21 protein-coding genes are annotated in these 23,783 nt (G+C 73.4%); 10 read left to right on the forward strand and 11 right to left on the reverse strand.

Annotated features, from left to right (window positions below):
• Nucleotides 1-192 precede the first annotated feature (192 nt).
• Nucleotides 193-1,545 carry a hypothetical protein gene (locus NQZ70_RS02625; RefSeq protein WP_237244953.1) on the reverse strand — a complete coding sequence of 451 codons (1,353 nt, stop codon included), beginning with the start codon at nucleotides 1,543-1,545 and terminating at the stop codon, nucleotides 193-195.
• Between the two features lie 306 nt (nucleotides 1,546-1,851).
• Nucleotides 1,852-2,430: a protoglobin family protein gene (locus tag NQZ70_RS02630; protein ID WP_129572815.1), complete on the reverse strand. Its 579-nt coding sequence runs from the start codon at nucleotides 2,428-2,430 to the stop codon at nucleotides 1,852-1,854.
• A 337-nt stretch (nucleotides 2,431-2,767) separates the two neighbouring features.
• Between NQZ70_RS02630 and NQZ70_RS02635 the strand changes: the two genes are divergently transcribed.
• The gene (locus NQZ70_RS02635; protein WP_129572816.1) at nucleotides 2,768-3,658 is read left to right on the forward strand and encodes an SDR family oxidoreductase; all 891 of its coding nucleotides are present in this window, start codon (nucleotides 2,768-2,770) and stop codon (nucleotides 3,656-3,658) included.
• A 135-nt stretch (nucleotides 3,659-3,793) separates the two neighbouring features.
• Nucleotides 3,794-4,576, forward strand: a complete 783-nt coding sequence (locus NQZ70_RS02640; RefSeq protein WP_129572817.1) for an alpha/beta fold hydrolase — start codon at nucleotides 3,794-3,796, stop codon at nucleotides 4,574-4,576.
• Nucleotides 4,577-4,645: 69 nt separating this feature from the next.
• Here the strand turns inward: NQZ70_RS02640 and NQZ70_RS02645 are convergent, their stop codons facing one another.
• On the reverse strand, nucleotides 4,646-5,002 hold the full coding sequence (locus NQZ70_RS02645; RefSeq protein ID WP_129572818.1) for a hypothetical protein: 357 nt from the start codon (nucleotides 5,000-5,002) through the stop codon (nucleotides 4,646-4,648).
• A gap of 235 nt (nucleotides 5,003-5,237) precedes the next feature.
• Here NQZ70_RS02645 and NQZ70_RS02650 point away from each other — a divergent pair, with 235 nt between their 5' ends.
• Together NQZ70_RS02650 and NQZ70_RS02655 are read left to right on the forward strand one after the other, a co-directional pair.
• Nucleotides 5,238-5,642 (forward strand): GFA family protein, encoded by a 405-nt coding sequence (locus NQZ70_RS02650; RefSeq protein WP_129572819.1) that lies wholly within the window; start codon nucleotides 5,238-5,240, stop codon nucleotides 5,640-5,642.
• A 173-nt stretch (nucleotides 5,643-5,815) separates the two neighbouring features.
• Nucleotides 5,816-7,405, forward strand: a complete 1,590-nt coding sequence (locus NQZ70_RS02655) for an IS1182 family transposase (protein WP_129572542.1) — start codon at nucleotides 5,816-5,818, stop codon at nucleotides 7,403-7,405.
• 38 nt (nucleotides 7,406-7,443) lie between these two features.
• On the opposite strand, the gene NQZ70_RS02660 is transcribed toward NQZ70_RS02655, so the two are convergent.
• Complete coding sequence (locus tag NQZ70_RS02660; RefSeq protein WP_237244954.1) at nucleotides 7,444-7,878, reverse strand: hypothetical protein; 435 nt, start codon at nucleotides 7,876-7,878, stop codon at nucleotides 7,444-7,446.
• 75 nt (nucleotides 7,879-7,953) lie between these two features.
• Nucleotides 7,954-8,649, reverse strand: a complete 696-nt coding sequence (locus NQZ70_RS02665) for a hypothetical protein (protein WP_237244955.1) — start codon at nucleotides 8,647-8,649, stop codon at nucleotides 7,954-7,956.
• A gap of 86 nt (nucleotides 8,650-8,735) precedes the next feature.
• Between NQZ70_RS02665 and NQZ70_RS02670 the strand changes: the two genes are divergently transcribed.
• From NQZ70_RS02670 to NQZ70_RS02680, 3 genes are all read left to right on the forward strand, one after another.
• Complete coding sequence (locus NQZ70_RS02670) at nucleotides 8,736-9,377, forward strand: O-methyltransferase (protein ID WP_129572820.1); 642 nt, start codon at nucleotides 8,736-8,738, stop codon at nucleotides 9,375-9,377.
• Nucleotides 9,378-9,501: 124 nt separating this feature from the next.
• A complete protein-coding gene (locus NQZ70_RS02675; protein ID WP_129572821.1) occupies nucleotides 9,502-10,377 on the forward strand; it encodes a type III pantothenate kinase in 876 nt (291 codons plus the stop codon).
• Nucleotides 10,374-11,402 carry an iron ABC transporter permease gene (locus NQZ70_RS02680; RefSeq protein WP_129572822.1) on the forward strand — a complete coding sequence of 343 codons (1,029 nt, stop codon included), beginning with the start codon at nucleotides 10,374-10,376 and terminating at the stop codon, nucleotides 11,400-11,402. The genes NQZ70_RS02675 and NQZ70_RS02680 overlap by 4 nt, the downstream gene beginning before the upstream one ends.
• A gap of 81 nt (nucleotides 11,403-11,483) precedes the next feature.
• Here NQZ70_RS02680 and NQZ70_RS02685 read toward each other — a convergent pair whose 3' ends face one another.
• The 4 genes from NQZ70_RS02685 to NQZ70_RS02700 all read right to left on the reverse strand — a co-directional run bounded on the left by NQZ70_RS02685 (nucleotide 11,484) and on the right by NQZ70_RS02700 (nucleotide 14,442).
• Nucleotides 11,484-11,882, reverse strand: coding sequence for a (deoxy)nucleoside triphosphate pyrophosphohydrolase (locus NQZ70_RS02685; protein WP_129572823.1), 399 nt, complete (start codon nucleotides 11,880-11,882; stop codon nucleotides 11,484-11,486).
• Between the two features lie 90 nt (nucleotides 11,883-11,972).
• Entirely contained in the window at nucleotides 11,973-13,091 is a 1,119-nt protein-coding gene (locus tag NQZ70_RS02690; RefSeq protein ID WP_129572824.1) for an FHA domain-containing protein, read from the reverse strand.
• Nucleotides 13,092-13,306: 215 nt separating this feature from the next.
• A complete protein-coding gene (gene ruvA, locus NQZ70_RS02695; RefSeq protein ID WP_129572825.1) occupies nucleotides 13,307-13,927 on the reverse strand; it encodes a Holliday junction branch migration protein RuvA in 621 nt (206 codons plus the stop codon).
• On the reverse strand, nucleotides 13,924-14,442 hold the full coding sequence (locus NQZ70_RS02700; protein ID WP_129572826.1) for a hypothetical protein: 519 nt from the start codon (nucleotides 14,440-14,442) through the stop codon (nucleotides 13,924-13,926). Before NQZ70_RS02700 ends, ruvA begins: the two co-directional genes overlap by 4 nt.
• A gap of 192 nt (nucleotides 14,443-14,634) precedes the next feature.
• Here NQZ70_RS02700 and NQZ70_RS02705 point away from each other — a divergent pair, with 192 nt between their 5' ends.
• The 3 genes from NQZ70_RS02705 (at nucleotide 14,635) to NQZ70_RS02715 (ending at nucleotide 18,390) form a co-directional block, all read left to right on the forward strand.
• A complete protein-coding gene (locus NQZ70_RS02705; RefSeq protein WP_237244956.1) occupies nucleotides 14,635-15,042 on the forward strand; it encodes a hypothetical protein in 408 nt (135 codons plus the stop codon).
• On the forward strand, nucleotides 15,039-16,373 hold the full coding sequence (locus NQZ70_RS02710; protein WP_129572827.1) for a LysM peptidoglycan-binding domain-containing protein: 1,335 nt from the start codon (nucleotides 15,039-15,041) through the stop codon (nucleotides 16,371-16,373). The genes NQZ70_RS02705 and NQZ70_RS02710 overlap by 4 nt, the downstream gene beginning before the upstream one ends.
• Nucleotides 16,374-16,740: 367 nt before the next feature.
• Nucleotides 16,741-18,390, forward strand: a complete 1,650-nt coding sequence (locus NQZ70_RS02715; RefSeq protein WP_129572828.1) for a tetratricopeptide repeat protein — start codon at nucleotides 16,741-16,743, stop codon at nucleotides 18,388-18,390.
• 184 nt (nucleotides 18,391-18,574) lie between these two features.
• On the opposite strand, the gene NQZ70_RS02720 is transcribed toward NQZ70_RS02715, so the two are convergent.
• Nucleotides 18,575-18,916, reverse strand: coding sequence for a hypothetical protein (locus NQZ70_RS02720; RefSeq protein WP_129572829.1), 342 nt, complete (start codon nucleotides 18,914-18,916; stop codon nucleotides 18,575-18,577).
• Between the two features lie 145 nt (nucleotides 18,917-19,061).
• Nucleotides 19,062-23,783 carry a sigma 54-interacting transcriptional regulator gene (locus NQZ70_RS02725; protein WP_272827663.1) on the reverse strand — a complete coding sequence of 1,574 codons (4,722 nt, stop codon included), beginning with the start codon at nucleotides 23,781-23,783 and terminating at the stop codon, nucleotides 19,062-19,064.

Genomic DNA, 23,783 nt, shown 5'->3' on the forward strand with positions numbered 1-23,783 from the left:
GGAGCGCGCCTTGATGGCCCGGAGCGCGCCGTGCTGACGCGCGGCGCGCTCCGCTGGAGCGCCGTCAGCGCGCCGCGCCGCGCGCAGATGGCTCCTGGCTCCCGCTTCCAGGCTGAATGGCCCGGAGGCGGGAGCGCTCCATTTCGGGGCCCGCGGTCCAGGGCCCGCGGTCGGCCGGGCGGCGCCCTCGGCTCAGCGCGGCCCGGGCAGGCGCCGCGAGAGCCACGCCGAGAGCGAGGGGCGCTTCCGGAGCGTGAGGCGCATCGGCTTGATCCCGGAGGCGAAGGCCGCCTCGGCGAGCGTGGGCAGGAGCGCCTCGTCGATGTTCTTGAGGGCGACCACGCGCTCTTCCCGCCGCTCGATCCAGACGAGCTCGCCGTCCTCGGCCAGCCCGAGGCGCGGCTCGCCCTCGTCGATCGCCGAGCCGCCGTAGAGAGACCACAGCGCGGACTCGACGACCGCCGCGGCGCTCACGTCGTCCCACGCGGACGCCCACGCGGTCCCGGCCGCGCCCGTCTTCCGGTCGCGCACGAACAGGGCGCGATCGCCGTCCCAGGCCGCGGCGAGCGCGCGCACGGCCCCGCTCCCGGGCGAGTCGTCGAGCGGGCGCAGGAGCAGGTAGGAGAGCCACTCGCCGAGCGAGTCCCAGTCGACCGGCTCGAGCCGATCGGCGAGCTCGGGCGGCACGTCCTCCAGCCCGACGCGCACCACGGGATCCTGGCCGTCGAGGGTGAGGACCTGCTGGGTGGTCGCGGGGGTGCGGTCGGAGAAGAGCGCGTCTTGCCGTGACCAGTCGAACGGGAAGGCCTGGTCGGGCGTGGGCGACGCCGCGCTCACGCCGCTCAGGTTGTGGGCGCAATACTCGAACCCGAAGCCGTAGGCGAACGACGGATAGTCGACGAACAGGGCAGGGAGCTCGTTCTCCTCGAGGATCTGCTCCCCGGCCCTGTGGGCGGCGTTGATGATGCCGGCCCAGTTGAGCCGGTCCAGATCGGCGTCGTTCGACTCCTGCATGAGGAAGCGCACCTCGGCGAGCATCGCGTCGCCCTCGATGGCCGCCCTCAGCGCGAGGTGCGCGTCGCTCGTCAGCGTGGCATCGAGGAGCTCTCCGAGGGCGAAGTGCTGGTCCTGGAGCCCGTGCACGTACTCGTGGATGAGCACGTTGTCGTCCACGTCGCCGATGAGCGAGATCGCCTTGCTCTCGGTCGAGTACCAGGCGGCGAACACGTCCATCGATTGGCCGAAGGCGGCGTGCAGGTCGGTGTCCGGCGGGAAGAAGCCGAGTCGGCCGTAGGTGGCGGCGAGCGCGGCGAGCGCTTCCTCGTCGATCGCGTCCGCGGCCTGCTCCGCCTCGGCGTCGACCTCGGCCCGCGTGATGGTGCGGACCGGCACCTCGCGCTCGAACGACAGCTCGCGCACCTCTTCGGCGCGCATGGCGAGCCACGCGAAGCGGCTGGGCTCGGGGTCCTCGTCGCCGCAGCCGGCGGCCAAGGGGAGGGACGACATCAAGAGAACGAGCGCTGGTTGTCTGAAGAATCGACGCATGGCCTTTCACCTCGCTGGCGCGCGTGGAGCCGGGTCCGCGGAGGCCTCTCGCTTCCGGCCTCACGCTCCTGGCAAGCGGCCATCTTCGCCCGGCCCGGCGGCACGTTCCAGCGCCGCGCCTGCATCGCACGATTCTCACGGCGAGCGCTCGCGCGCACGTCCGGGGCGCCGTGTCCGGGCGCGGCCCGGGCCGCGTCGGGCCCCGGGCCACGTTGGGGCCTCGCGCCGCGGCCGCGGCGTGGCCGCCGGCGGGCGCGCCACGATCATGGCCAGAGGCGGCAGCCTCGCTCAGGAGGCCAGCGCGGCTCAGGCCGCCTGGGCGTGGTGGCGCGCGAGGAGATCGTTCTGGATCCAGAGCAGCTTGTTGAAGGCGCGCAGCGTGCGCACCTCGGTCTCCCGGTCCAGGCCGAGGGAGAGGATCGTCTGGAGCAGGGCGTCGGAGACGAAGCCCATGAGCGCGTTGATCTGCACGAGCGGGACGACGATCTCGGGATTGCCGGCCTTGGCCGTGTGGATCCGCCCCACCATGTCGAGGTAGGCGACCATCTTCGGGTCGTACGGGTGGGTCACGAGCCGGACGAGGTAGTCGGCGAGGTGCTTCTTGCGGAACTGGATCTGCTCGTGGCTCAGGGTGAGCGACAGGAGGTCCGCCGGCCCTTGCCCCTCGTAGCCGTGCTGCTTCGGCACGAAGTGGCGCTTCGTGGCGTCGTAGAGGAACAGCTTCTCGTACACCGCGTCGACGAGCCCCTGGACCTTCGGGGCGAGGTGCAGCGCGGCGCCGTGGATCGCGGCGATGTCCGCCTCTCCAAAGCCGACGAACTCGATGAGATACCCGAAGCGATATTCTAGATCCGACTCCAGCAGCTTCTCGTCGATGTGTTTCATGGAAACCGGTGCTCCTCTCCGCCTTCGCGGGCCGCGTGCCGCGGGACAACGCAGGGCGACGACACCGGAGCAGCTGTCCGCTGTCAAGCCTCGACTGGCGGGGCGCCGCGGGCTCATCAGGACGTCGCGTCGCGCGCTGCGCGCGTTGGATGCCGTCGCGTCGCGCGATCGAGCGCGGAAGGGCGCCTGCGCCGCCGGGGCGCGCGGCCGGGTAGGGGGAGCTCCGATCCGGAGTGCAGGCTGCGACCGATGGTCGGGCTGGCCTGGCGTCCTTATTGCCAGGTACCGCTGGGGGCGCGATCGGCTTCCCACCACAGGACAGCGGCAAGGAGGAGGCATGCAGAACACTGGACCGAGCGAGGATCCGAAGGGCGCGGGCCCGAAGCCGCCTTTCGAGGGCAAGACCCAGGATCGGCCGGGCATCGAGGCCAAGATGGATCCGAGGCCCGATTACGGCGAGTCGTCGTACAAGGGCCTCGGCCGGCTGAAGGACCGCGTCGCGCTGATCTCCGGCGGGGACAGCGGCATTGGCCGCGCCGTCGCGCTCGCGTTCGCCCGGGAGGGGGCCCACGTAGCGATCGCGTACCTGAGCGAGCACGAGGACGCGAAGGAGACGGCGCGGGTCGTCAAGGAGGCGGGGCGCGAGGCGATCACGATCCCCGGCGATCTGGCCGACGAGGCGCATTGCCGGAAGGTGATCGAGGAGACGGCGCGCAAGTTCGGGCGGATCGACATCCTGGTGAACAACGCGGCGGAGCAGGGCAAGGCCGCCGAGCGGTTCGAGGAGATCGACGCCGCGCGCGTCGAGCGCACCTTCCGCGTCAACATCATGGCGATGTTCCACCTCGTCCGGCACGCGTTGCCGCACATGAAGGAGGGGAGCGCGATCATCAACGTGGCCTCGATCCAGGCCTACCAGCCGAGCCCGAACATCCTCGACTATGCGTCGACCAAGGGGGCGATCGTCACCTTCAGCAAGGGCCTGGCGCAGGACCTCATCAAGCGCGGCATCCGGGTCAACACCGTCGCGCCCGGCCCGGTGTGGACGCCGCTCATCCAGCAGTCGTTCCCGGAGGAGAAGGTGGCCAGCTTCGGGAAAGACTCGCCGATGCAGCGGCCGGCGCAGCCGGCCGAGCTCGCTCCAGCGTTCGTGTTCCTGGCCTCGAACGAGGCCACCTACATCAACGGCGAGGTGCTCGGGGTCACGGGCGGAAAGCCGCTCGCCTAGCCCTGGATCGATCGATCAAGCTCGTCCCTGAGACCGCAGGAGGGCTCGGCGCGGGCCTACCGTGGACCCGGAGCCAGGGGCGCCGGCGCTGCGCCGCGTCCGGCGAGAGGCCGATGTGATACCGTGCCGACGAGCATGGAGATCGCCAAATCGAAAGACGGCACGGAGCTGGCGTACGATGTCTATGGCAGCGGGCCCGCGCTCATTTACATCACTGGAGCTAGCTGTTTCCGCTCGTTCAAGCCCATCCTGCAAGATGCCAAGGAGTTTGCCAGGGAGTTTACCGTCTACAACTACGACCGCCGAGGGCGCGGCGACAGCGGCGACACGCCGCCGTACTCGATAGAGCGCGAGGTCGAGGACATCGAGGCCATGATCGACGCGGCCGGCGGCAAGGCCAACCTGTATGGACACTCCTCCGGTGCCGTGCTGGCCCTCGAGGCTGCCCTGCGCCTGGGCGACAAGGTCGACAAGGTGGCGATGTACGACCCTTCCTATGTGCACGACGAGGCAGAGAAGGTTACGTACGGTCAGTTGAGCCAGGAGGTGCAAAGGCTGCTCGATGGCGGCAAAAACAAGGAGGCGATGCGCGTCTTCTTGAAGGGCATCGGCATGCCTGGCATCTTCGTCTGGCTGCTGCCCCTGTTCCCTGGTTGGAAGACGATGGTCGCGCTCGCGCCGACCCTCGCGTACGACATCGCCTTGACCAAGGACCTCCCGCCGGTCGAGCGGGCCGCTCAAGTCGCCGTGCCGACGCAGATCATCGTGGGCGAAAAGAGCCCGGCCGGTATCCACGACGTGGCGCGCCAGCTGACGAAAGCGATCCCCAACGCGAGGTTCGAACGGATCGCAGGCCAAGACCACATGGTCAGCGCGAAAGCTCTGCTGCCCGTGCTCGCGCGTTTTCTCAAGCGGTAATCCGGGGAGCAGGCCCCATCGCGTCGCCGGCGGCGAGAGGGCGCCGCCCCAGGCTCGGAATCGGGCGGCTCAGCCGCTGACCCATGCGTTGATTCGCTCTGCCCAGCCAGGGGGGCCATCGAGGGTGAGGACGAGCCGCCGGTACGGCTCGCCCTCCAGCTCGATGGTCAGCGGATTGTCCTTGCGGCTCCGCAGCGTGTACCAGAACTCCTTGCCGCGATCGGTATAGTACGTCCCCGCCTTGATCAGCCCGGGCAGCGACGTCCCCGGCGCGCGGATCTGCCGCCACGTGGCGGGCGGAAGCGCCGCTTCCGCCCGCACCACGTGCGCGCGGGGCACCACGATGGGCGCGAGCTTCACGGCCCAGAGCCGCTCGGCGCCCTGGAGGGTGAGGGTCAGTCGATCTTCGTCGATCTGTAGCTGCATCCCGGGAGTCTAGTTCAGCGGGAGCAGCCGGCGATCGGAATTCACCGCGGAATTGCCGCCCTGGAGCGGCGGAGCCTCCGCCGGGGAGCGACCCCGGCCACAGCGAGGTGGAAGGCGCTGTCGCGCGGTATCTCGGGAAGAATGGCTGCACGAGGAACCCCGAGATGGAGTACAGTCGGGTCTCCAGGCCGCCGAGCGTTCGAGCGCGAACGCCATCTTGCTGGGAGGCTCACAGATGAAGAAAACGTACGCAGGGAGCTGCCACTGCGGCGCGGTCCGCTTCGAGGCCGATATCGACCTGAGCGCCGGGACCAACAAGTGCAACTGCTCCATCTGCACCAAGACGAGGAACTGGAACGCGATCATCAAGCCGGACGCGTTCCGGCTGCTCGCGGGAGAGGACGCGCTGAGCGACTACCAGTTCGGCATGAAGGTCGGGCACCACCTGTTCTGCCGGCGCTGCGGCGTGCGCTCGTTCGGGCGCGGGCACGTGGAGGAGATCGGCGGCGACTACGTGGCGGTTCAGCTCGCCTCGCTCGACGACGTCGACCCCGGGGAGCTCATCGCCGCGCCGATCCGGTACGCCGACGGGCGCAACAACAACTGGCAAGCTCCACCGGAAGAGACACGGCACCTGTGAGCCTCGCCGCCGCTGCCCGCGGTGGACGGGCGGAGCAGCCCGGCGAGGTCCCCCGCGCCACCGGCGCCCCTAGAGCACCGATCAGGTTGATTTTGTGACAATCCCCGGCGCTTCGATGGAAGGCTCGACCGTCTCGCCGGGCCATGATCTCGTCCGCGGCCGGAGGTTCACGGATGGAACGATGGTCGCCGCCGGTGGAGCTGTCGCGGCAGGAGCAGTCGCTGATGAAGCGGCTGACACGCGTGAGAGCCCTGTTCGGCTTTCTCAGGCTGCACCGGCACGAGCTGTTTGATGAGACGTTCCAGGAGCAGCTGGAGGGCATGTACCGGATGACGGGGGCAGGCGAGCCGCCGCATCCGCCGGCGCTGATGTGCATGGTCACGCTGCTCCAGGGCTACGTCGGCGCATCCGATGCCGAGGCGGTGGAGCTGTCCGTCGTCGACCTGCGCTGGCAGATGGTGCTCGGCTGTCTGGGTGCGGCCACGCCTCCGTTCTCGCAGGGCGCGCTGCAGGCGTTCCGGGAGCGGATGGTAGCGCACGAGATGGACCGAGTGCTGCTGGAGCGGACCGTGGCGCTCGTTCGGTCCGGCGCGATGACGGAGGGCGAGAGGCGTGCGGTGTCCAAAGCGCTGCGCGTGGCCATCGACAGCCGCCCTTTAGCGGGGGCCGGGCGGGTTGAGGACACGATCAACCTGCTCGGCCATGCTGCGCGCAGCATCGTCGGCGTCGTGTCGAAGATCACCGGGCGTCCTGCCGAGGAGATCTGCCGCAAGGCGGGCATCCCGCTGCTTCTGGCGCCCAGCATCAAGGCCGGGCTCGACCTCGACTGGAGCGACCCGAAGCAGAAAGCGGCGGCGGTCCAGATCCTGGAGCGGCAGGTCTCGTCGCTGCAGCAGTGGGTGGACCGGCATCTGGACGACGTCGTCGAGCAGCCACTTCGCACCTATCTTGATGCGCTCACACAGGTTCGAAACCAGGACCTGGAAACAGCCGAGGATGGCACGATTCGCATCCGGCAAGGCGTTGCGCCCGACCGCCGTGTCTCCATTGAGGATGTCGAGATGCGCCACGGCCGCAAAAGCCGCTCGAAGCGGTTCGACGGCTACAAGGAACACATCGCACGCGACCTTGACCTTCCCGTCATCGTCGCCTGCGCCGTCACACCAGCGAATCGGCCTGAAGAAGAGGGCGCCGCGCCGCTCGCCGAGGACGTCCAGCATCAGGGGCTACGTCTGGTCGAGCTTCACATCGATCGCGCCTACGTGAACAGCCCGGTCGTTGACGACGTGCTCCGCGCGGGCGGCCAGGTGTTCTCGAAACCTTGGGGCCAGCGGGCTCGCAGCCCCGGTTTGTTCAGCAAGCGCGACTTCAAGATCGACCTGCGCGCCAAGACGATCACGTGTCCGGCAGGACAGGTCGAGGTATTCGAACCGGGCGACACGGTCGAGTTTGATCCTGAGGAGTGCGGCGCGTGCCCTCTGCGAGCTAAGTGCACCCAGGCCGCTTCCGGACGAGGTCGGACGGTATCGATCGCCAAGGACGAAGCCCTGCAGCGCAAGTTCCGGAAGCTGCAGCAGACCGGGCCGGGGCGCGAGGTGCTCCGGCAGCGGACAGCTGTGGAGCATGCGCTCGCCCACATCGCAGCGCGGAAAGGACACAGCGCGCGCTACATCGGCGCCAGGAGAAACCTGTTCGACCTCCGCCGCGCAGCGGCGATCCAAAACCTCGAAGCGGCCCAGCGGCTGATGCAGGAGGCGGCGTAAACCATTGGAATTAGATGGTTTTCAACATGTTCGGCGCTCTAGGGGCTCTTGATCTGCGTCAGGTCGACGCGAACGCCCAGGTGGAGGAGCGCGTCCTCGGGCCGGGTGAAGGTCCTCACGGGCGTGACATACCCCCTCGAGAGCCGCCCCACCTGGAGCACCCCGATCGCGCTCCTCAGGATGACCGCCGCCCTCTTGAACCCCTGGAACAACCGCGCGTGCGCCTGCCCGAACGTCACCTCGAACCCGTCGTCATTGCGCATCGGTGCGTCCCGGGCGTCCACGAGCAGGAGAGAGCGCGGCCTGGAGATGATCCCGATCGCCTGCTCGATGCGCCGGAAGCTCTGCTCGAGCTCCTCGATGCTCGGATAGGGCAGCGAAGACCGCCAGATGAACACGAGCTGCTGGGTCGGATCGTGATGGACGGCCGTGTACGGGTCCCGCGCGATCTCGCGCAATCCGTGGAGAGGCACGCGCAGATGTTAGGCGGATCGCCGCCTCGCGTCGACCCCCGCGCCGCCGCGCCGCGGGGGTCGACGCGGCGCGGCTCACCCACCCTCACAATCGGCGCCGCACTGCGCCCCTTCGCACGCCGAGACCGCCGCTGCCGCCGGCGCGCCGCTCTCGTACAGCATCGCGCACAGCTCCCGGCACGCGGCGTCGCCCGCGGCGCACGTGCCGGTGCACGCGAGGAGCGCCCGGCACGACGGGTCGGCGACGCACGCGTCCATCTCGGCGGCGCACCGCGCATACCGGCAGGACTCGCAAGGAGACAGCGGTGCGCGCGACGGGCACTGCACGTTGCACCGCTCGGCCGCACAGCCGCCTTCGAGCGAGACGCCGGAGATGCCCTCCCGGTGCGCGGTCATGCACGTCTGCCGACAGGGCTCCTCTCCCGGATCGCAGCCGAGAAGGCAGTTGGCCAGGGCGGCGCACTCCGCGCTCCGCTGGCACGCGCAATAGCGCTCCTGGCAGCGCAGCGCGAGGCACGTCGTGCAGGGATCGCCGAGCGACGCGCAGGCGTACTCCGCCTCTCCGCCCGCCCCGCCGCCAGCCGCGGTGGAGCTCGCCCCGCCGGTTCCCCCGGCGCCGCCCGCTCCCCCGGCGCCCGCGCCGCCGGACCCGCTCGCTCCGGCGCCGCCCGCGCCGCCGGAGCCGCCCGTCCCGGGGCTGTCCGGCGCCGAGCTGCAGGCCGCTGCGAGGAGCGCCACGACAGCACACGTCTTCCAGGAAGAACAGGTCATGGTCGACGCTACCCCGAAGGCCGGCGGCGGCTCAAGGTGGGGTGACGGGCCCGCGTGCTACCGTGGCCCCACAAGGAACCTCCACGATGGCCCCTCTCCTCGATCGAGACCTGGAGCGCTACGTCCACGACCACACCGAGCCGCCCTCCGCGCTCCTCGACGAGCTGCGCGAGCACACCCTCGCCAGCGATCCGCGGGCAGGCATGCAGGTGGGGCGGGTCGAGGGCACCCTGCTCAAGCTGCTGGTCGCCCTCATGCAGGCGCGCCGCGTCCTCGAGATCGGCACCTTCACCGGCTACTCGGCCCTCAGCATGGCCGAGGCGCTCCCGCCCGACGGCGAGCTCATCACCTGCGACCGCGACCCCGACGTGACCCGCGTCGCCCGGTCGTTCTTCGACCGCAGCGAGCACGGCAAGAAGATCCGGATCGCGCTCGGCGACGCGCTCGACACGATCCGCGCCCTGCCGGCGAGCCCGGCCTTCGATCTCGTGTTCATCGACGCCGACAAGGAGCGGTATTCGGCGTACTTCGAGGAGGCCCTCCCGCGCGTCCGCCGCGGCGGGCTGATCGTCGCCGACAACACCCTCTGGGGCGGCGAGGTCCTCGCCCCCGAGACCGCGGACGGCCGCGCCATCGCCGCCTTCAACGACCTCGTCGCCCGGGATCCCCGGGTCGAGCAGGTCATGCTCTCCGTGCGCGACGGGGTGACGCTCGCGCGCAAGCGCTGAGGGGAACCGACGGGAACCGACGGGAACCAAGGGGAACCGAGGGGAACCGCCACGCCCGCAGGCCGCCGCGCGCGTCCGAAATCCCTCCGTGAATTCCAGCGCGCGGCGCTAGAGTCCAGCCAGCATGCTGCTCGCCATCGACGTCGGGAACACGAACATCAGCTTCGGGGTGCTGGAGGGCGACGTGCTGCGGCACCACCTCCGCTGCGAGAGCGCGCGCTCGCGGACCGCGGACGAGTACGCGGTGCTCGTCCGGCAGATGCTCGATCTCCGCCGCGTCGACCTCGCCCGCATCGACAGCGCGATCATCGCGAGCGTCGTGCCGACGCTGACCGACACGATGGTGGGGCTCGTCGAGCGGGCCTTCGGCATCGAGCCGCTCGTCGTGGGCCCGGGCATCAAGACCGGCATGGCCATCCTCTACGAGAACCCGCGCGAGGTCGGCGCCGACCGGATCGTCAACGCGGTCGCGGCGCACGAGTGGATGAAGCGGTCGCCCGAGCCCGCGCCGCCGCCCGCGCCCGGCCGGGGCGATCACGCCGCCTCCGGCGTCATCGTCGTCGACTTCGGCACGGCGACAACGTTCGACTGCGTGACCCCGAAGGGCGAGTACCTGGGCGGCGTCATCGCGCCGGGCATCCAGATCAGCGCCGAGGCGCTCTTCTCCCGCGCCGCGCGGCTGTCCCGCGTGGAGATCGCGCTCCCGCCCCGGGTCGTCGGCCGCAACCCCGTCCACTCGATGCAGTCGGGCATCGTGTACGGCTACGCCGGGCTCGTCGACGGGCTCGTGAACCGCCTCCGGCGGGAGCTCGGCTACCCGTGCCGGGTCATCGCCACGGGCGGCCTGGCGCGGCTCATCGCGCCGCAGACCGAGACGATCGAGGTGGTCGACGACGACCTGACGCTCACCGGGCTGCGCCTCATCTACGAGCGGAACGCCGAGCGCGGCAGCGGGCCGGCCCTGCATCCGCCCGCGGCGGGCGGAGGCGGCCAGGGTTGACGGCGCCCGCGTCCGGCCGCGCTTCTCGGCCCGCACGCGCGCCCGCGCTCGCCCTCGCCGCGGCGCCCGCGGCGCTCGCCCTCGCGCTCCTCCTCGCCGTCCTCCTCGGCGCCGAGCCCGTCTCGGTCGAGCGCGCCCTCGCGGGCCCGGGCCTCGACCGGACGCTCCTCCTCGACGTGCGCCTGCCGCGCGTGCTCCTCGCCGCCATCTCCGGCGCCGGCCTCGCGGCCGTGGGCGCCGCGTTCCAGGCGCTGCTCCGCAACCCGCTCGCCGAGCCCTACGTGCTCGGCGTCTCCGGCGGCTCCGCGCTCGGCGCCGCGCTCGCGATCGCGCTCGGCGTCGGCTCGGCGACCGTCCTCGGCGCCACGCTCCTGCCCGCGGCGGCGCTCGCCGGCGGCCTCGTCGCGACGGTGCTCGTCTACGCCATCGCCCGCGGCGCGGCCGAGGGCACCTCCGGCGCCTCGATGCTCCTCGCCGGCGTGATCGTGAACTCCATCGCCGCCGGCCTCATCACGTTCCTCAAGACGATCGTCTCCCCCTCGCGCTCCCAGCAGCTGCTCCGGTGGCTCATCGGCTTCGTCGAGCTGCCCACGGCCCCGGTCCTCCTCGGCGTCGCCGCCTACGTCGTCGCGGGCTGCGCGGTGCTCCTGGCCGACGCTGCGCGCCTGAACCTCCTCTCGCTCGGCGACGAGTCGGCCGGGACCCTGGGCGTCGACGTGCGCGCCGTCGAGCGCCGGATCTTCTTCGCGTCCTCGTGCGTGGTCGGCGCGATCGTCAGCCGCACCGGCCTCATCGGCTTCGTCGGGCTCATCGTCCCGCACGCGGTCCGCCGGCTGGCCGGCGCGGATCACCGGCGGCTCCTGCCGCTGTCGCTCGTCGCCGGCGCGGTGCTGCTCACGACGTGCGACCTCCTCGCGCGCGTCTCGTTCCGGTGGCTCGGCACGGAGCCGCCCGTGGGCGCGGTGACCGCGGTCCTCGGCGGGCCGCTGTTCCTCGCGCTGCTCCGGCGCTCGCCGCGCCTGTGAGGGCGGCCCAGCGCGCCGGCCGGCCGGCGCGCGCCTGTGAGGGCGCGCGGCGCTTGGCCCGCGCGAGCCGCCCCGGGCGCGTCAGGCCATGCCGAGGAGCTTGTTCATGCTGGCCTCGTCGGCCGGCGTGAACGGGTAGCGATCGAACTCGGCGCTCGTGACCCACCGGAACGCGTTCACGGCCAGCGAGGCGAGCTCGCCGCCCTTGATGTGACACTCGTAGAGGTACAGGTCGACGATGTAGCGCTCGTACGGGTGGCTCACGAACGAGATCAGCTGGCCCACCTCGATCTCGACGCCGAGCCGGTGCCGGACCTCGCGCTTCAGCGCGGCCGCGTCGGTCTCGGACTCCTCCACCCGCCCGCCGGGGAACTCCCAGAGCATCGGCAGCACGGCGGTCGGGCGGCGCTGGGTGATGAGGTATCGGCCGTCCTGTTCGATCACGGCGGCGACCACGCGGATGGTGCGGACCATTTCCATGGCGAGTGCCTCAGAGATGCCCAGCGTACGGCGGGGCGTGGGGTTATGCGAGCGGGACGGTGGCGCCCTCGGAGCTCGGGCCGCGCGGCCTCACACGGACACGCGGAACAGCTGCTGGCCCATGAGCAGGATGTCGCCGCCGGCGACCTCGGCCTCGCCGAGGACGCGCAGGAAGGTGCCGTTCGAGCTGCCGAGGTCCGTGAGGAACAGCCGGCCGCCCTGGTGCGAGATCTGGCAGTGGAGCCCGGAGACGTAGCCGTCCTCGGGGAAGAGGATGTCGCCGCGCTCGCGCCCGAGGTGCAGGCCGGTGTCGGGGACGGGGAACGCGTTGCCGGTCGCGTCCCTGCCGATGATCAGCGCCAGGCGCGCGACGTAGCCCTTCGAGGGGCTGCCGAGCCGCTCGACCCCGTCGGGCGTCGCGGGCGCGGGGGCGAGCGACTCGACGCGGACGATCTCCTGGCCGATGCGGAAGACGTCGCCGTTCTCGAGCTGCACCGGCGTGTCCCTGCGCAGCCTGCGGTAGACGCCGTTGAGGGAGCCCTCGTCCTTGACGAAGAGGCGCCCGCCCTTGATCGAGAACGTCGCGTGGCGCGGGGAGAGGTAGCTGTCGCCGCCGAAGATCGCGCCCGCGTCGCGCCCCACGGTCGTGGGGTTCGTGGGCAGGGTGTACGAGCCGGCCTCGGTGCCGTCGGCCCGGAGCGCCGTCAGCACGACGTTCGCGGCGCCCGACGTGGACACGACCGGCGCGGGCGGCTGCACGGAGGCGCCCGCCGGCTTGACGAGCTTGAAGCCGCAGAGCGCGCAGAACTTGTTCGTCGGCGGGTTGGGCTCCTGGCACTGCGGGCAGACGACCGTCCCCGCGCCGGCCGACGCCGCGGGCGTTGACGGCAGCGCGGCGGCGGGCGCGGCGGCCGCGGCCTTCCTGCTCGTGCCGGTGTCCTCGCCGCGGACCGGCACGGAGAACGCCGCCGGATCGACGAGCGCGGGCGGCGGGGGCGCGACCGCGGGGCCCTTCTGGGCGCCGGTGCCGATGGCGGTCGGCTCATCGCCGTAGGGCTGGTTCGACCGCGAGGCCGCCGGCACGCCGTGGGGCGGGGTGCCCGCCGCGAACTTCTTCGGCGAAACGTCGCGAGGCAACTCGGCGCCGCAGCCGAGGCAGAACTTGTAATGGTCCTGATTTTCCTTGGAGCACTTCGGGCAGGTGATCACCAGGCCTCCTCACAACGAGCGACCGGACGGGGTCTCAAGGCGAACGGCGGCGGGAGCATATTCGCCGCGGCCGCCCTCTGTCGACAGTCTGTCGCTCCTTCATGCGCGGCCGGCCGGCGGAATGTGCGGGCGGCCGGCGGAATGTGCGGCCGGCCGGCGCGGGGCCCGGAGCGGCCGCCGGCTCGCCTCGCCGGCGGCGCGCCCTCGCGCGGCGCTCACTTGACCAAGAGCGCGAGCGCGTCGCGCACGAGATCCCCGAGCGGGGCGCTGTCGACCCGAGCGCCGAGGGCGGCGACGGCCCGTTCGGCCTCGGCCGGCCGGTAGCCCATGCGGGTGAGCGCGCTGTGCAGGAGCTCCTGCTTCGAGCCGACGGCCGCGGGGGGCGGGGCCGCGGCGGAGGGCGCGACCGAGGGGAGGTTGACGAGCTTGTCCTTCAGCTCGAGGACGAGCCGCTCGGCGGTCTTCTTGCCGACGCCGGGGATGGCGGTGAGGCGCGCGGTCTCCCGGCGGGCGATGACCGCGGCGAGCTCCCCCGCGCCGAGCGCGCTGAGGATGGCCACGGCGATCTTCGGGCCGATGCTGGAGATGCCGATGAGCACGCGGAACGCCGCCCGGTCCTCGCGCGTCGCGAAGCCGTAGAGGAGGAGCGCGTCCTCGCGCACGTGGGTGTGGACGAACAGGGTGATCGCGTCGGAGCCGGACGGCGCGGCGATGCCGCGCGCGCGCCCGACGGCGCCGAGCGGGACCGTCACCTCGTAGCCGACCCCGCCGACGTCGAGCACCACCGTGCCCTCGTCGCCCTCTTCGACGACGTGGCCGGAGAGCCGGCCGATCAATTGACCTTGGCCCCTTGGTGGATCCACCGGCGGATGGCGTCGCGCTCCGCCGCGGGCAGGGTGTCGCCGGTGTAGGGCATCGGGGCTCCACACTGGTCGGGGGCGCACTCGAGGTCCCCGCAGCTCAGGGTGTCGTCGAGCTTGTGCATGAGGAAGCTGTTCGCGGGGTCGCCGGCCGCGATCCGGGGCATCCCGGACGGCGCGCGCGACGGGACGCCGACGTTCTGGGCCACGATCGCGTCGATCTGCGCCGGCGTGGCCTGCTCGCTCACCGCCGGGCCGAGGTAGGCGAACCCGGCCGAGCCGGCCTCGGCGCCGTGACAGGTCGAGCTGAACGAGCAGGACCGCTGGAAGACGGGGAGGACGTCGGTCGCGAAGCTCACCGCGGGGGTCGCGCCGTCGAACTTGCCGTAGTCGAAGCACGCGGTCTCCGCGGTCCCCGGGCCGTCGTCGCCGCCGCATGCGGCGCCCGCCGCCGCGATCAGGAAAATCAAGAAGAATTTCCGCACGTTCACCCCTCGCAGCTCGTTTCTCGGGGCGCGACCCTAGCAGAACTGCGCGCGCTCCGTAACGCGCGACGTCGCGCCGCGCGTGGAGCCCGGGTCGCTCCGGCGGGGCGGGCGCGGTGCTTGGCGACGGCCGCGCGGCGCGGGGAGATCGCCGAGCGTTTGGCCGGCCGGCGCGGCGGCGGGTAGGCTGGGCGCCGCATGAGGATTGGCCTGGGCATCGGCTCGATGGGGCTCGCGCTCGCCGCGCTCGCCGCCGGGTGCGGCGGGGGACGCGACGCGGTCGAACAGCAGCTCGCCGAGCTGCGCGCGGAGCTCGTCCGGGTGCGCGCGGACAGCGCCGTGCTCGCGGACCGGGTGGGCTCGCTGGAGCGCGCGCGGGTCGCCCCGCGCGTCGCGGCGCGCCCGGACGAGGCCGGGCCGCGCGCCGCCTCCCCGGAGGAGCTGGACAGGCCCGACCTCGAGGTCGTGCGGCTCGCGCCGGAGGACGACGGCGCGCGGCCGCCGGTGCTCCGCTCGACCGCGCGCGGCGTCGTGATCGACGAGCCGCCGGGCGGATCGCCGCCGCCGAGCCCGCCACCCTCCACCCCGTCGAGGCGCAAGCGATGAAGTTCCACCCGAAGGCAACGCTGGTCCCGCTCTCCCTCGCGCTCGCCGCGGCGCCGCTGCTGGCGCTCGCCCAGGAGCAGGGGGGCGGGGAGGGCGCCGGCCAGGGGCCGGGCGTCACCGTGGTCCAGCTCCCGCCGGCCCAGCCGACCGTCGAGACGCAGGTCGTGGTGCCGGGCTATCCGCAGCCGGGGTTCGATCCGAACGCCCACCTGCCCTCGAGCTCGCGCGGCACCACGGACACGTCCCGCGCGTCGGACGGCTTCGATCTGGGCCGCCGCGGCGAGGGCCCCGCCTCGGTGCGGGGCAGCGCGAACGGGAGCTACGTCGTCGAGGGGCAGGTCGTGCCCGAGTCGCACTCGGTGCGGCGCGGCGACACGCTCTGGGACATCTCGGGCAGGTACTACACGAACCCCTACGCCTGGCCGCAGGTCTGGGCGCTGAACCCGCAGCTCCAGAACCCGCACTGGATCTACCCGGGCGATCGGATCCGGCTCCGCGACCCGAACGAGGCCCCGACCCGCGGCAGCATCGGGCTCGGCTTGACCAAGGCGGGCCGCGGGGGGCGGGTGCCGGCGAAGACGATCTTCCTGCGCGACCTCGGCTGGGTCGACGACGTGAAGAAGGACACGTGGGGGGAGCTCGTCGCCAGCCCCGACGACCAGATGCTCCTCAGCGAGGGCGACGACGTCTACCTCCGCCTCTCGGGGGACCACGAGGTCGCGATCGGCCAGGAGCTCACGATCTTCCGCGAGATCAAGAAGGTGAAGAGCGGCGGCGACGACAAGGGCGAGCTCGTGACCGTGCGCGGCACCGCGCGCGTCGATCGCTACAACCCGAAGACGCACATGGTGCGCGCGCGGCTCGTCGAGTCGCTCGACGTGATCGAGCGCGGGGACCGGGTCGGCTGGGTGGCGCGCCGCTTCGACGTGGTGCCGCCGGCGAGCGCCGACGCGGACCTCGAGGCGCGGATCATCGCGGCGATCTACCCCTACCAGCTGTTCGGGCAGCACCAGGTGGTGTTCATCGACAAGGGCGAGAAGGACGGGGTGAAGCCGGGGCAGCGCTTCTTCGCGGTGCGGCGCGGCGACCGCTGGGTGCAGCAGCTCGGGGGCGCCGGCAAGCTGGCGACGCTCCGGCCGCGGGTGCAGGACGAGCGGCCGGCGCAGGTCGACGCGCCGAAGTTCGGCGTCGACGAGGAGCTGCTCCCGGACGAGACCTACGCCGAGCTGCGCGTGCTCAACGTGCGCGAGCGCACGGCCGCGGCGCTCGTGACGAGCGCGATGTACGAGGTCGAGCGGGACGCGGTGCTCGTCTCGCGCAAGGGCCTCTGATCGCCACCGCGACGCGGGGATCGCCGCGGCGCGGCGCCGTGCGAGGTCGGGCCGCCGCGGCGCGGCGCCGTGCGAGGTCGGGCCGCCGCGTCGCCGTCGCCTGCGTGGGGGCGCGATCCGCGGCGGTGCGCGGCGGCACAGCCGGGGCATCGCCGCGCCGCGGCTCGCGACCCGGACGGCGGGGGCGAGCGCCGCGCTGACCGCGACGAAAAGCGCCATCGCGGAAATGTACGGCGACGCGCCGACGCGTGTACGTGGAGGCGCGGAGGGCGAGGAAGGCGCGGAGTCGGAATGTGCATGGACGCGCGGGCGTCGGCGCAATGTCTCCACGAGGGGGGCGCGGCCGCGGTATGATGTTCCGTCTATCATGCGTCGCCGCGCAGAAGCCCAGTCCGAGCTGAAGGGCGTGGATGGAGAGCCTGCCACGCAGCGCTCGTTCGAGAGCGCGTCGGAGCGCTGCGCCCCGAAGAGCGGATCGCTGTCCGAGGTGCTCGGCGACGGCGCGATGCGGGGCCCCCGATCGAGCGCCGCGCCCCCGAGCCTCACCGGCACGGCGCCGGAGGCGCGCGGCCACGCGCTGCGCGAGCGCGGCAACCTGCTGCTCCGGCGCAGCGACTACGCGAGCGCCGCGCGCGACTACGACGAGGCGCTCGCGCTGTTCCAGGCCGCGGGCGACGCGCCCGGCCAGGCCCAGGTGCTCATGGATCGCGGCGCGCTGCGCCTGCGGGAGGGCGTCCCCGTCCAGGCGGTGCGCGACTACGACGAGGCGCTCGCGCTGTTCCAGGCCGCGGGCGACCGCGCGGGGGAGGGGGAGGCGCTGCGGGCGCGGGGCTTCGCGCGCGCCGAGGAGGGCGATCTCGGCGGCGCGGTCTGCGACTACGATCTGGCCATCCAGCTCTTCCTGCAGCTCGGCGATCGCGAGCCGCTCAAGCCGCGCGCCGGGTCGCGCGGGGCGGCCCCCGACGCCGACGGCGCGGGGCCCACGGAGTCGCCCCGCGCCCGCCCGCACGGCGCGGCGCACGCGCGGGCGCTCAAGGCGCGCGGCGATCTGCGCGTCCGCCTCCGCAACCTGCCGGGCGCGGCGCGCGACTACAGCACCGCGCTCGCGCTGTTCCAGGGCGCGGGGGATCGGAGCGGGCAGGCCAGCGTGCTGAAGGCGCGCGGCGACATGCGGCTCGGCCAGGACAACATGACGGGCGCGGCGCGCGACTACGACTGGGCGCTCACGCTGTACCAGGCCACCGAGGACCACCTCGGCCAGGCCGCCGTGCTCAAGGCGCGCGGCGATCTGCGGACCCGGCAGGAGGACCTCGCGGGCGCCGAGCGGGATTACGATCAGGCGCTCGAGCTGTTCACGGCGACGCGCGACGTGCTGGGGCAGGCCGCCGTCCTGAAGGCGCGTGGGGACATGCGCTCGCTGCAGGAGGACCTCGTGGACGCGGTGCGCGACTACGACCGGGCGCTCGCCCTGTTCCGCACCGGCTTCGAGCGCCGCGGCCAGGCCGCGACGCTCAAGGCGCGGGGCGATCTCCGCCGCAAGCAGTTCGAGCTGGTGGCGGAGCTCGTGGGCGTCGCGGCGGCCGACGCGTCGGACCTGGAGGACGCGCTCTCGGACTACGAGCAGGCGCTCGCCCTGTTCGAGGTGCTCGAGGACGGCGCGGGGCAGGCCGGGGTGCTCCGGGCGCGCGGCGATCTCTCGCGCATCCAGGGGGATCTCGGCGCGGCGCTCGCGCTGTACCTGAGCGCGAAGCGGCTCCTGGACGTCTCGGGCAACGCCGCGGAGCTCTCCGCGACGCTCGCCGAGATCGCCCGGACGCACGCGCTCGCGGGCCGCGCGGCCGAGGCCCGCGCCGCGGCCGAGCAGGCGCTCGCGCGCGCCGATCGCGCGACGAGCGCCGAGGTCCGCGAGCTGGCGGAGGCGGTCCTCTCCGGCCGGATCACGGCGCGCCCGGAGGAGGGCGCGCGCGACTCCAGGGTGCCCGTCAGCCCGGGGCGCTTCGAGCGAGAGAGGTTTTGAGAGACCGAAGGGCAGAGGTTCTACTTTAAGCTCTCGTCTCTCGTCTCTCGTCTCTCGTCTCTCGTCTTCCGTGCGCGTCCTTCGTGCGCGTGCGCGTTGATTCCGAGTGAATCGCGCACGCGCACGAAGAGGAAAGAGGGAAGAGGAGAACAGAAGACGAGAACGAGAGACGGAGGATGGTCTCTCAGTGCCGCCGCCCGCCGCGCGCCGGCTTGCCGCTGCCGCGCGGGGTCGGCTTGCCGCTGCCCCGTGCGGCCGGCTTGCCGCCTCCCCGCGGCCCCGGCTCGCCCGCGCCGCGCGGGGCGGGCTTCTCCGGCGGCGCCTCCGTCGTCCGGACCACGAGCAGCGCTCGCCCGCGATCGAAGGTCGGCGTCACGCTGACGTAGCCGTTCTCGCGCGCGAAGCCCGCCATGTCGCCGCGGTGCTCATCCATGTACCGGCTGAAGCGCGTCCAGAGATCGCGCGCCTCCTCGTCCGGGAGGGGTGCACCGTCGATGGAGGCTGCGAGGTTCGATCGATCGCTCACGGGATCCTGCGCGCGTCTCGGGGTGGCGTACCGGCAGGGCGCGCCCGCTCCGCGCGGCACAAGCGTGCCTGCGCGCGCGCAGCCCGGCAAGACCGCAGCGAGCGCCGCCCCACCCCACCGGCGCCCTATGCGCGGCGGCGAGCGCTCACTGGATGCCGTACTCCTTCAGGCGCCGGTAGAACGTCCGGCGCGGCAAGCCCACGACCTGCGCCGCCTTCACCCGGTTCCAGTTACAGCTCGAGAGCGCCACCAGGATCCGCTCGCGCTCGCTCGCCTTGTGCGCGTCGAGCGACGTCTCGACCCGGTGAGGCTCGCTCGACGGCGGGGCCCGGCCGGCGCTCGATGGAGCCCCGCCGCCGCCGAGCGGCGCCCGCGGCGGGGGCGGGGCCTCGGGGCCACGGAGCGACCGCGGCGCCGCGTCGGGGAGCTCGAAGTCGTCGCTCTCCAGCTCGGGGCGGTCCGACAGGACCCACGCGTTGAGCAGCACGTTCTCGAGCTGCCGCACGTTGCCGGGCCAGCTGTACGCCGACAGCCGCTTCAGCGCGGCGCGCGAGACGCTGCGGCGATCCCGGCCGTAGCGCGCGGCGAAGATCCCGAGGAAATAGTCGATGAGCAGCGGGATGTCCTCGATCCGCTGGCGCAGCGACGGGACCCGCACCTCGACGACGTGCAGCCGGTAATAGAGATCCTCGCGGAACGTGCCGCGCGAGACCATGTCGGCGAGATCCCGGTGCGTCGCCGCGATGACCCGCGCGTCCACCGGCTCCTCGCGCGCGCCGCCGACCGGGCGGACGACCTTCTCCTGCAGCACCCGGAGCAGGCCCGCCTGCATCTTCTGCGGCATCTCCCCGATCTCGTCGAGGAGGATCGTCCCGCCGGTCACCTCCCGGAAGAGCCCCTTGCGGTCGCGATCGGCGCCCGTGAACGCGCCGCGCATGTGCCCGAAGAGCTCGCTCTCCAGGAGGTGCTCCGGGATCGCGCCGCAGTTGACGCCCACGAACGGCTTCTTCGCCCGCGGGCTCGCGTTGTGGATCGTCCGCGCGACGACCTCCTTGCCCGTCCCGCTCTCGCCCGTGATGAGGATCGGGATGTCCGTGTCCTTCACCCGGTCGATCAGCGCGTACACGCGGCGCATCGCCTCGCTCGTGCCGACCAGGCCCTCGTAGCCGAAATGGCCGCGGATCACCGCGCGTGCCGAGCGCAGATCCCGCCGCGTCGCGGCGAGCTGCGCGGTGCGGTGGCCGAGGAGCTCCTCCAGCTTGGCGCGCGCGGCGCGCAGCTCCTCGTTCGCGCGCTCCAGCTCGCGGGCGCGGCGCTCGTTCTCGCCGACGAGGCGCGCGGTCTCGATCGCGATCGCCACCTGGTCGGCCAGCGCCGTCAGCGTGGGGAGCTCGGCCTCGAACTTCGCCGCCGCGCTCAGGCGCGTCTCCAGGTACAGCGCGCCGATCACCTGCCCGCTCCGCTGCCGGATCGGCACGCAGGCGACCGACTGCAGCATGAGCTGGTGGACCGAGACGTAATCGCTCATGCGCGCGTCGTCCCGCGCGCTCGCGGTCACGACCGGCTCGCCCGTGGAGATCACCCGCTCGGCGATCGAGCTGGAGAAGCGCGCGTGCGGATCGTCCCCGGCCTGGTCGCGCGAGGCGTGGATCGAGAGATCGACCGCGCCCTCGCCCGCGGCGGGCGGCGGCTCGCCGCGCGGCGGCCGCTGCAGGATGATGAACCCGCGCTCCGCCTGGAGGAGCGCGATCGCGTGATCGGTCACCTTCGCGAGCAGGCGCGTGAGGTCGTGCTCGCCCGCGATCTCCCGGTTGATCTCGAGCACCCGCGCCAGCCGGTCCTCGCCCTGCGCGGGCGCCGCGCCCTGCGCGGGCCCCGCGCCGGACGCCGGCGCCGCGCCCGTCTGGGCGAACGGCACCGTGCGGCTGCTCATCAGCTCGAGCATCGCCGCCGCCCGGATCTCCTTGCGGCGCCCGTCGTTCCAGAAGACCTCCCTGAGGTCGCGCGGCAGCTTCGAGGCGATCTCCTCCAGCGTGATCAGCGCCTCCTCGCGGTCGTGGCGCGCCCGGATGAGGTGCCCCCGCTCCGTCTCGAGCTGCGCCCGCGCCTCCAGCGCGCGCCAGATCCAGTCGCGCTGGCCCGCCGCGCGCGCCGCCTCGAGCGCCTCGTCGTACGCCGCCCGGGCCCGCCACTCGTCGCGCGCGAGCGCCGCGACGCGCCCGCGCGCGAGCGCGAGCAGCGCCCGGTGGGCGCCGGTCGTCCCGAGGCGCTCCGCCGCCACGTCGATCTCCTCGCCGAGGGCGCGCGGGTCCGCGCCGGCGCGCGCCACCGCGAAGAGCACGCGCTCGAGCCGCGCCTCGACCCCGTCGATCCGCCGGCCCATCGCCTCGTACGCCTCGGCGCACTCCAGGCAGAGCCGCTCGGCCAGCTCGAGGTCGCCGGAGCGCGCCGCGTGCTCCGCCTCGAGCGCGAGCAGCTGGGCGTGCTGCTGCGGCGCGAGATCCGCGCGCTGGGCCGCGAGCGCGTCGAGCGACACCCGGGCGCGCGCGAGCCGCCCGAGGTAGAGGTCGAGGTTCGCGAGGTTGAGGAGCGCCTGCCGGATCGTCGTCACGCGGCCCGAGCGCCGGCCCAGGTCGACGGCCGCCTCGAGGTGGCGGATGGCCGCGCCGAGGTCGCCCTGGAGCTTCGTGAGCGCGGCGAGGTTCAGGCGGGTCGTCGCGAGCGTGCCCGCGTCGCCGGCCTGCTCCGCCGCCGTGAGCGCCTCCTCGTAGACGGTCTTCGCCTCGCTGAGGCGGTCGTCCCGCTGGAGCGCGAACGCGAGCGAGACGAGCGCGACCGAGAGGATCCGCGGCTCGCCCGTGAGCCGCGCGAGCCGCACCGCGTGCTCCAGCGAGCGCTTCGCGTCCTCGTGCCGCGAGGCGAAGCTCTGCGCGAGCCCGCGCGTCGCCACCGCCTCGGCGACGATCGCCTCGGGCGAGGCGCCGAACGCGGCGGCCGTCGCGACCTCGGGGCGCGGCGCGCCGGGGAGCTCCGCCTCGAGCTTGACCGGGCCCACCCGCTCGACGGCCTCGCCCGCGCGGCGCTCCGCCTCGACGTAGTCGCCGGTGCGGAGCAGCGCCCGGGCCATCTGCAGCGACCAGAACGCCGCCTGCGCGCGATCGCCCGAGGCCTCGACCTGGTCCTTCACGCGCGCGAGCTCCGCGAGCGCCCGCGCGGCGTCGCCGCGGTTCACGGCGAGCCGCGCGCGCGCGATCACCACGACGGGCGAGCCGTCGCCCTGGAGCCGGCCGAGCGCCTCCGCGGCCGCGTCGAAGTGGCCGCGGTCGAGCAGCCGGTGGATCTCCGCGGGCGGCAGCGCCGCGGCCTCGGCGCCGGCGCCGCCCGACCCGGACGCCGCCGCCCCCGAGGCGGGGGGCGCCTCGAGCAGCCGATCGACGTCCTCGGTCGACGCGACGGGCGCGCGCGCGATGCGCGCGACGATCTCCCGGATGCGCCCGGGCCACCGGCCCGCGCGCGCGACGACGTGCGCGGCCACCGCGTCGCTCAGCGACGGGATGGTGCGCTGCACGAGCTCGCGGGCGACCTGCTCGTCGAGCGGCGCCATCTCGAAGCGCTGGAACCCGCCGGCGAAGGCCGCGGCGCGGCCGGGCGAGGGCGCGCCGGCCGCCGGGGCGCCCTCGGCGCCGCCGGCCGCGCGCTCCTGCGGGGCCCCGAGCACCAGCACGAGCTTGCCGCCGGCCCTCCGGACCTCGTCGAGCCGCTCGATCTCCGCCTCGCCGAGGCGATCGGCGTCGTCGACGAGCGCCGTCACCCGGCCGAGATCGTGCGCCGACAGCTCGATCGCGAGCGCCCCGCGCGGGTCGGCCACGCGGGCCGCCTCGACCCACGCGACGGCGTACCCGCCGACCTCGAGCGACCACGCGATGCGCCGGAGCAGCGCGCTCCGCCCGGACCCGGGCGGACCGGCGATCGAGAGCCCGGAGCCCGCGGGCAGCGCCATGATCTGCGCGAGCAGCCGGCCGGACGGCGCGTCCAGCCCGACGATCGGCCAGACCACCGCGCCCGCGCCCGCGTCGGGCCGCGCGCCCGGCTCGGTGGGCCCGGCGGGCTCCTCGCTCGGCCCGCAGGGGAGCCGCGCGGCGCGCCGGAGCGCGTTCGCGAGCTCGTCCGCGCTCGGGTAGCGCGCGTTCGGCTCCTTGGCGGTGGCCCGGTCGACGACCTCCTGGAGCGCGTCGACGACCTTCGGATCGCGCTCGCCCTCGCTCTGGCGGAGCGCCTCGGCGAGGGTCGCGCCGAGCGCGAACACCTCGGCGCGGACGGTGAGCGGGTCGCCCTTGAAGAGCTCGGGGGCGGCGTAGCGGGGCGTGAGGCCCACGGGCCGCGAGCCGTCGTCCCGGAACGGCGCGGCGAGGCCGAGGTCGACCAGCGTGGCGCGCCCGCCCTCGCCGACGATGACGTTCGCGGGCTTCACGTCGCCGTGCAGCAGGAGCGCGCGGTGCAGGCGCGTGAGCTGGTCGGCCGCGTCGGCGATGGCCGCGAGGTTCCTGGCCAGGTCGCCCTTGCGCGCGAGCAGGTCGGCGAGGCTCGTCCCCTCGACGAGCTCGCGCACCATGAAGGGCCGCCCCGACGCGGGCAGCCGGCCGAAGCGCAGCACGCGCGGCACGCCGAGGCCCTCGACGCCCGACAGCGCCGCCGCCTCGCGGACGAGCGCGAGCACCTCCGGCTCGTCCGCGTCCTCGCCGAGCGTCTTCAGCGCGACCGCCTTGCCGGTGATCCGGTCGCGCACCGCCCACACCTCGCCGCCGCCGCCCTTTCCGAGCGTTCCGATCGGCTCATACCGCGGGGGGAACAGCGGGTGTGACGTCAC

It is taken from the genome of Sorangium sp. So ce836 (assembly GCF_028553905.1).
In the GTDB taxonomy this organism is placed as follows: Bacteria; Myxococcota_A; Polyangia; order Polyangiales; family Polyangiaceae; genus Sorangium; species Sorangium cellulosum_D.

Bases quoted from the DNA above. Each gene is read 5' to 3' on its own strand.
- NQZ70_RS02655 (WP_129572542.1), top strand. From the start codon at position 5,816: ATGGAACGATGGTCGCCGCCGGTGGAGCTGTCGCGGCAGGAGCAGTCG.
- NQZ70_RS02650 (WP_129572819.1), top strand. From the start codon at position 5,238: ATGAAGAAAACGTACGCAGGGAGCTGCCACTGCGGCGCGGTCCGCTTC.
- NQZ70_RS02665 (WP_237244955.1), bottom strand. From the start codon at position 8,649: ATGACCTGTTCTTCCTGGAAGACGTGTGCTGTCGTGGCGCTCCTCGCA.
- NQZ70_RS02670 (WP_129572820.1), top strand. From the start codon at position 8,736: ATGGCCCCTCTCCTCGATCGAGACCTGGAGCGCTACGTCCACGACCAC.
- NQZ70_RS02675 (WP_129572821.1), top strand. From the start codon at position 9,502: ATGCTGCTCGCCATCGACGTCGGGAACACGAACATCAGCTTCGGGGTG.
- NQZ70_RS02635 (WP_129572816.1), top strand. From the start codon at position 2,768: ATGCAGAACACTGGACCGAGCGAGGATCCGAAGGGCGCGGGCCCGAAG.
- NQZ70_RS02685 (WP_129572823.1), bottom strand. From the start codon at position 11,882: ATGGAAATGGTCCGCACCATCCGCGTGGTCGCCGCCGTGATCGAACAG.
- NQZ70_RS02625 (WP_237244953.1), bottom strand. From the start codon at position 1,545: ATGCGTCGATTCTTCAGACAACCAGCGCTCGTTCTCTTGATGTCGTCC.
- NQZ70_RS02715 (WP_129572828.1), top strand. From the start codon at position 16,741: ATGCGTCGCCGCGCAGAAGCCCAGTCCGAGCTGAAGGGCGTGGATGGA.
- NQZ70_RS02645 (WP_129572818.1), bottom strand. From the start codon at position 5,002: ATGCAGCTACAGATCGACGAAGATCGACTGACCCTCACCCTCCAGGGC.
- NQZ70_RS02705 (WP_237244956.1), top strand. From the start codon at position 14,635: ATGAGGATTGGCCTGGGCATCGGCTCGATGGGGCTCGCGCTCGCCGCG.
- NQZ70_RS02630 (WP_129572815.1), bottom strand. From the start codon at position 2,430: ATGAAACACATCGACGAGAAGCTGCTGGAGTCGGATCTAGAATATCGC.
- NQZ70_RS02640 (WP_129572817.1), top strand. From the start codon at position 3,794: ATGGAGATCGCCAAATCGAAAGACGGCACGGAGCTGGCGTACGATGTC.
- NQZ70_RS02710 (WP_129572827.1), top strand. From the start codon at position 15,039: ATGAAGTTCCACCCGAAGGCAACGCTGGTCCCGCTCTCCCTCGCGCTC.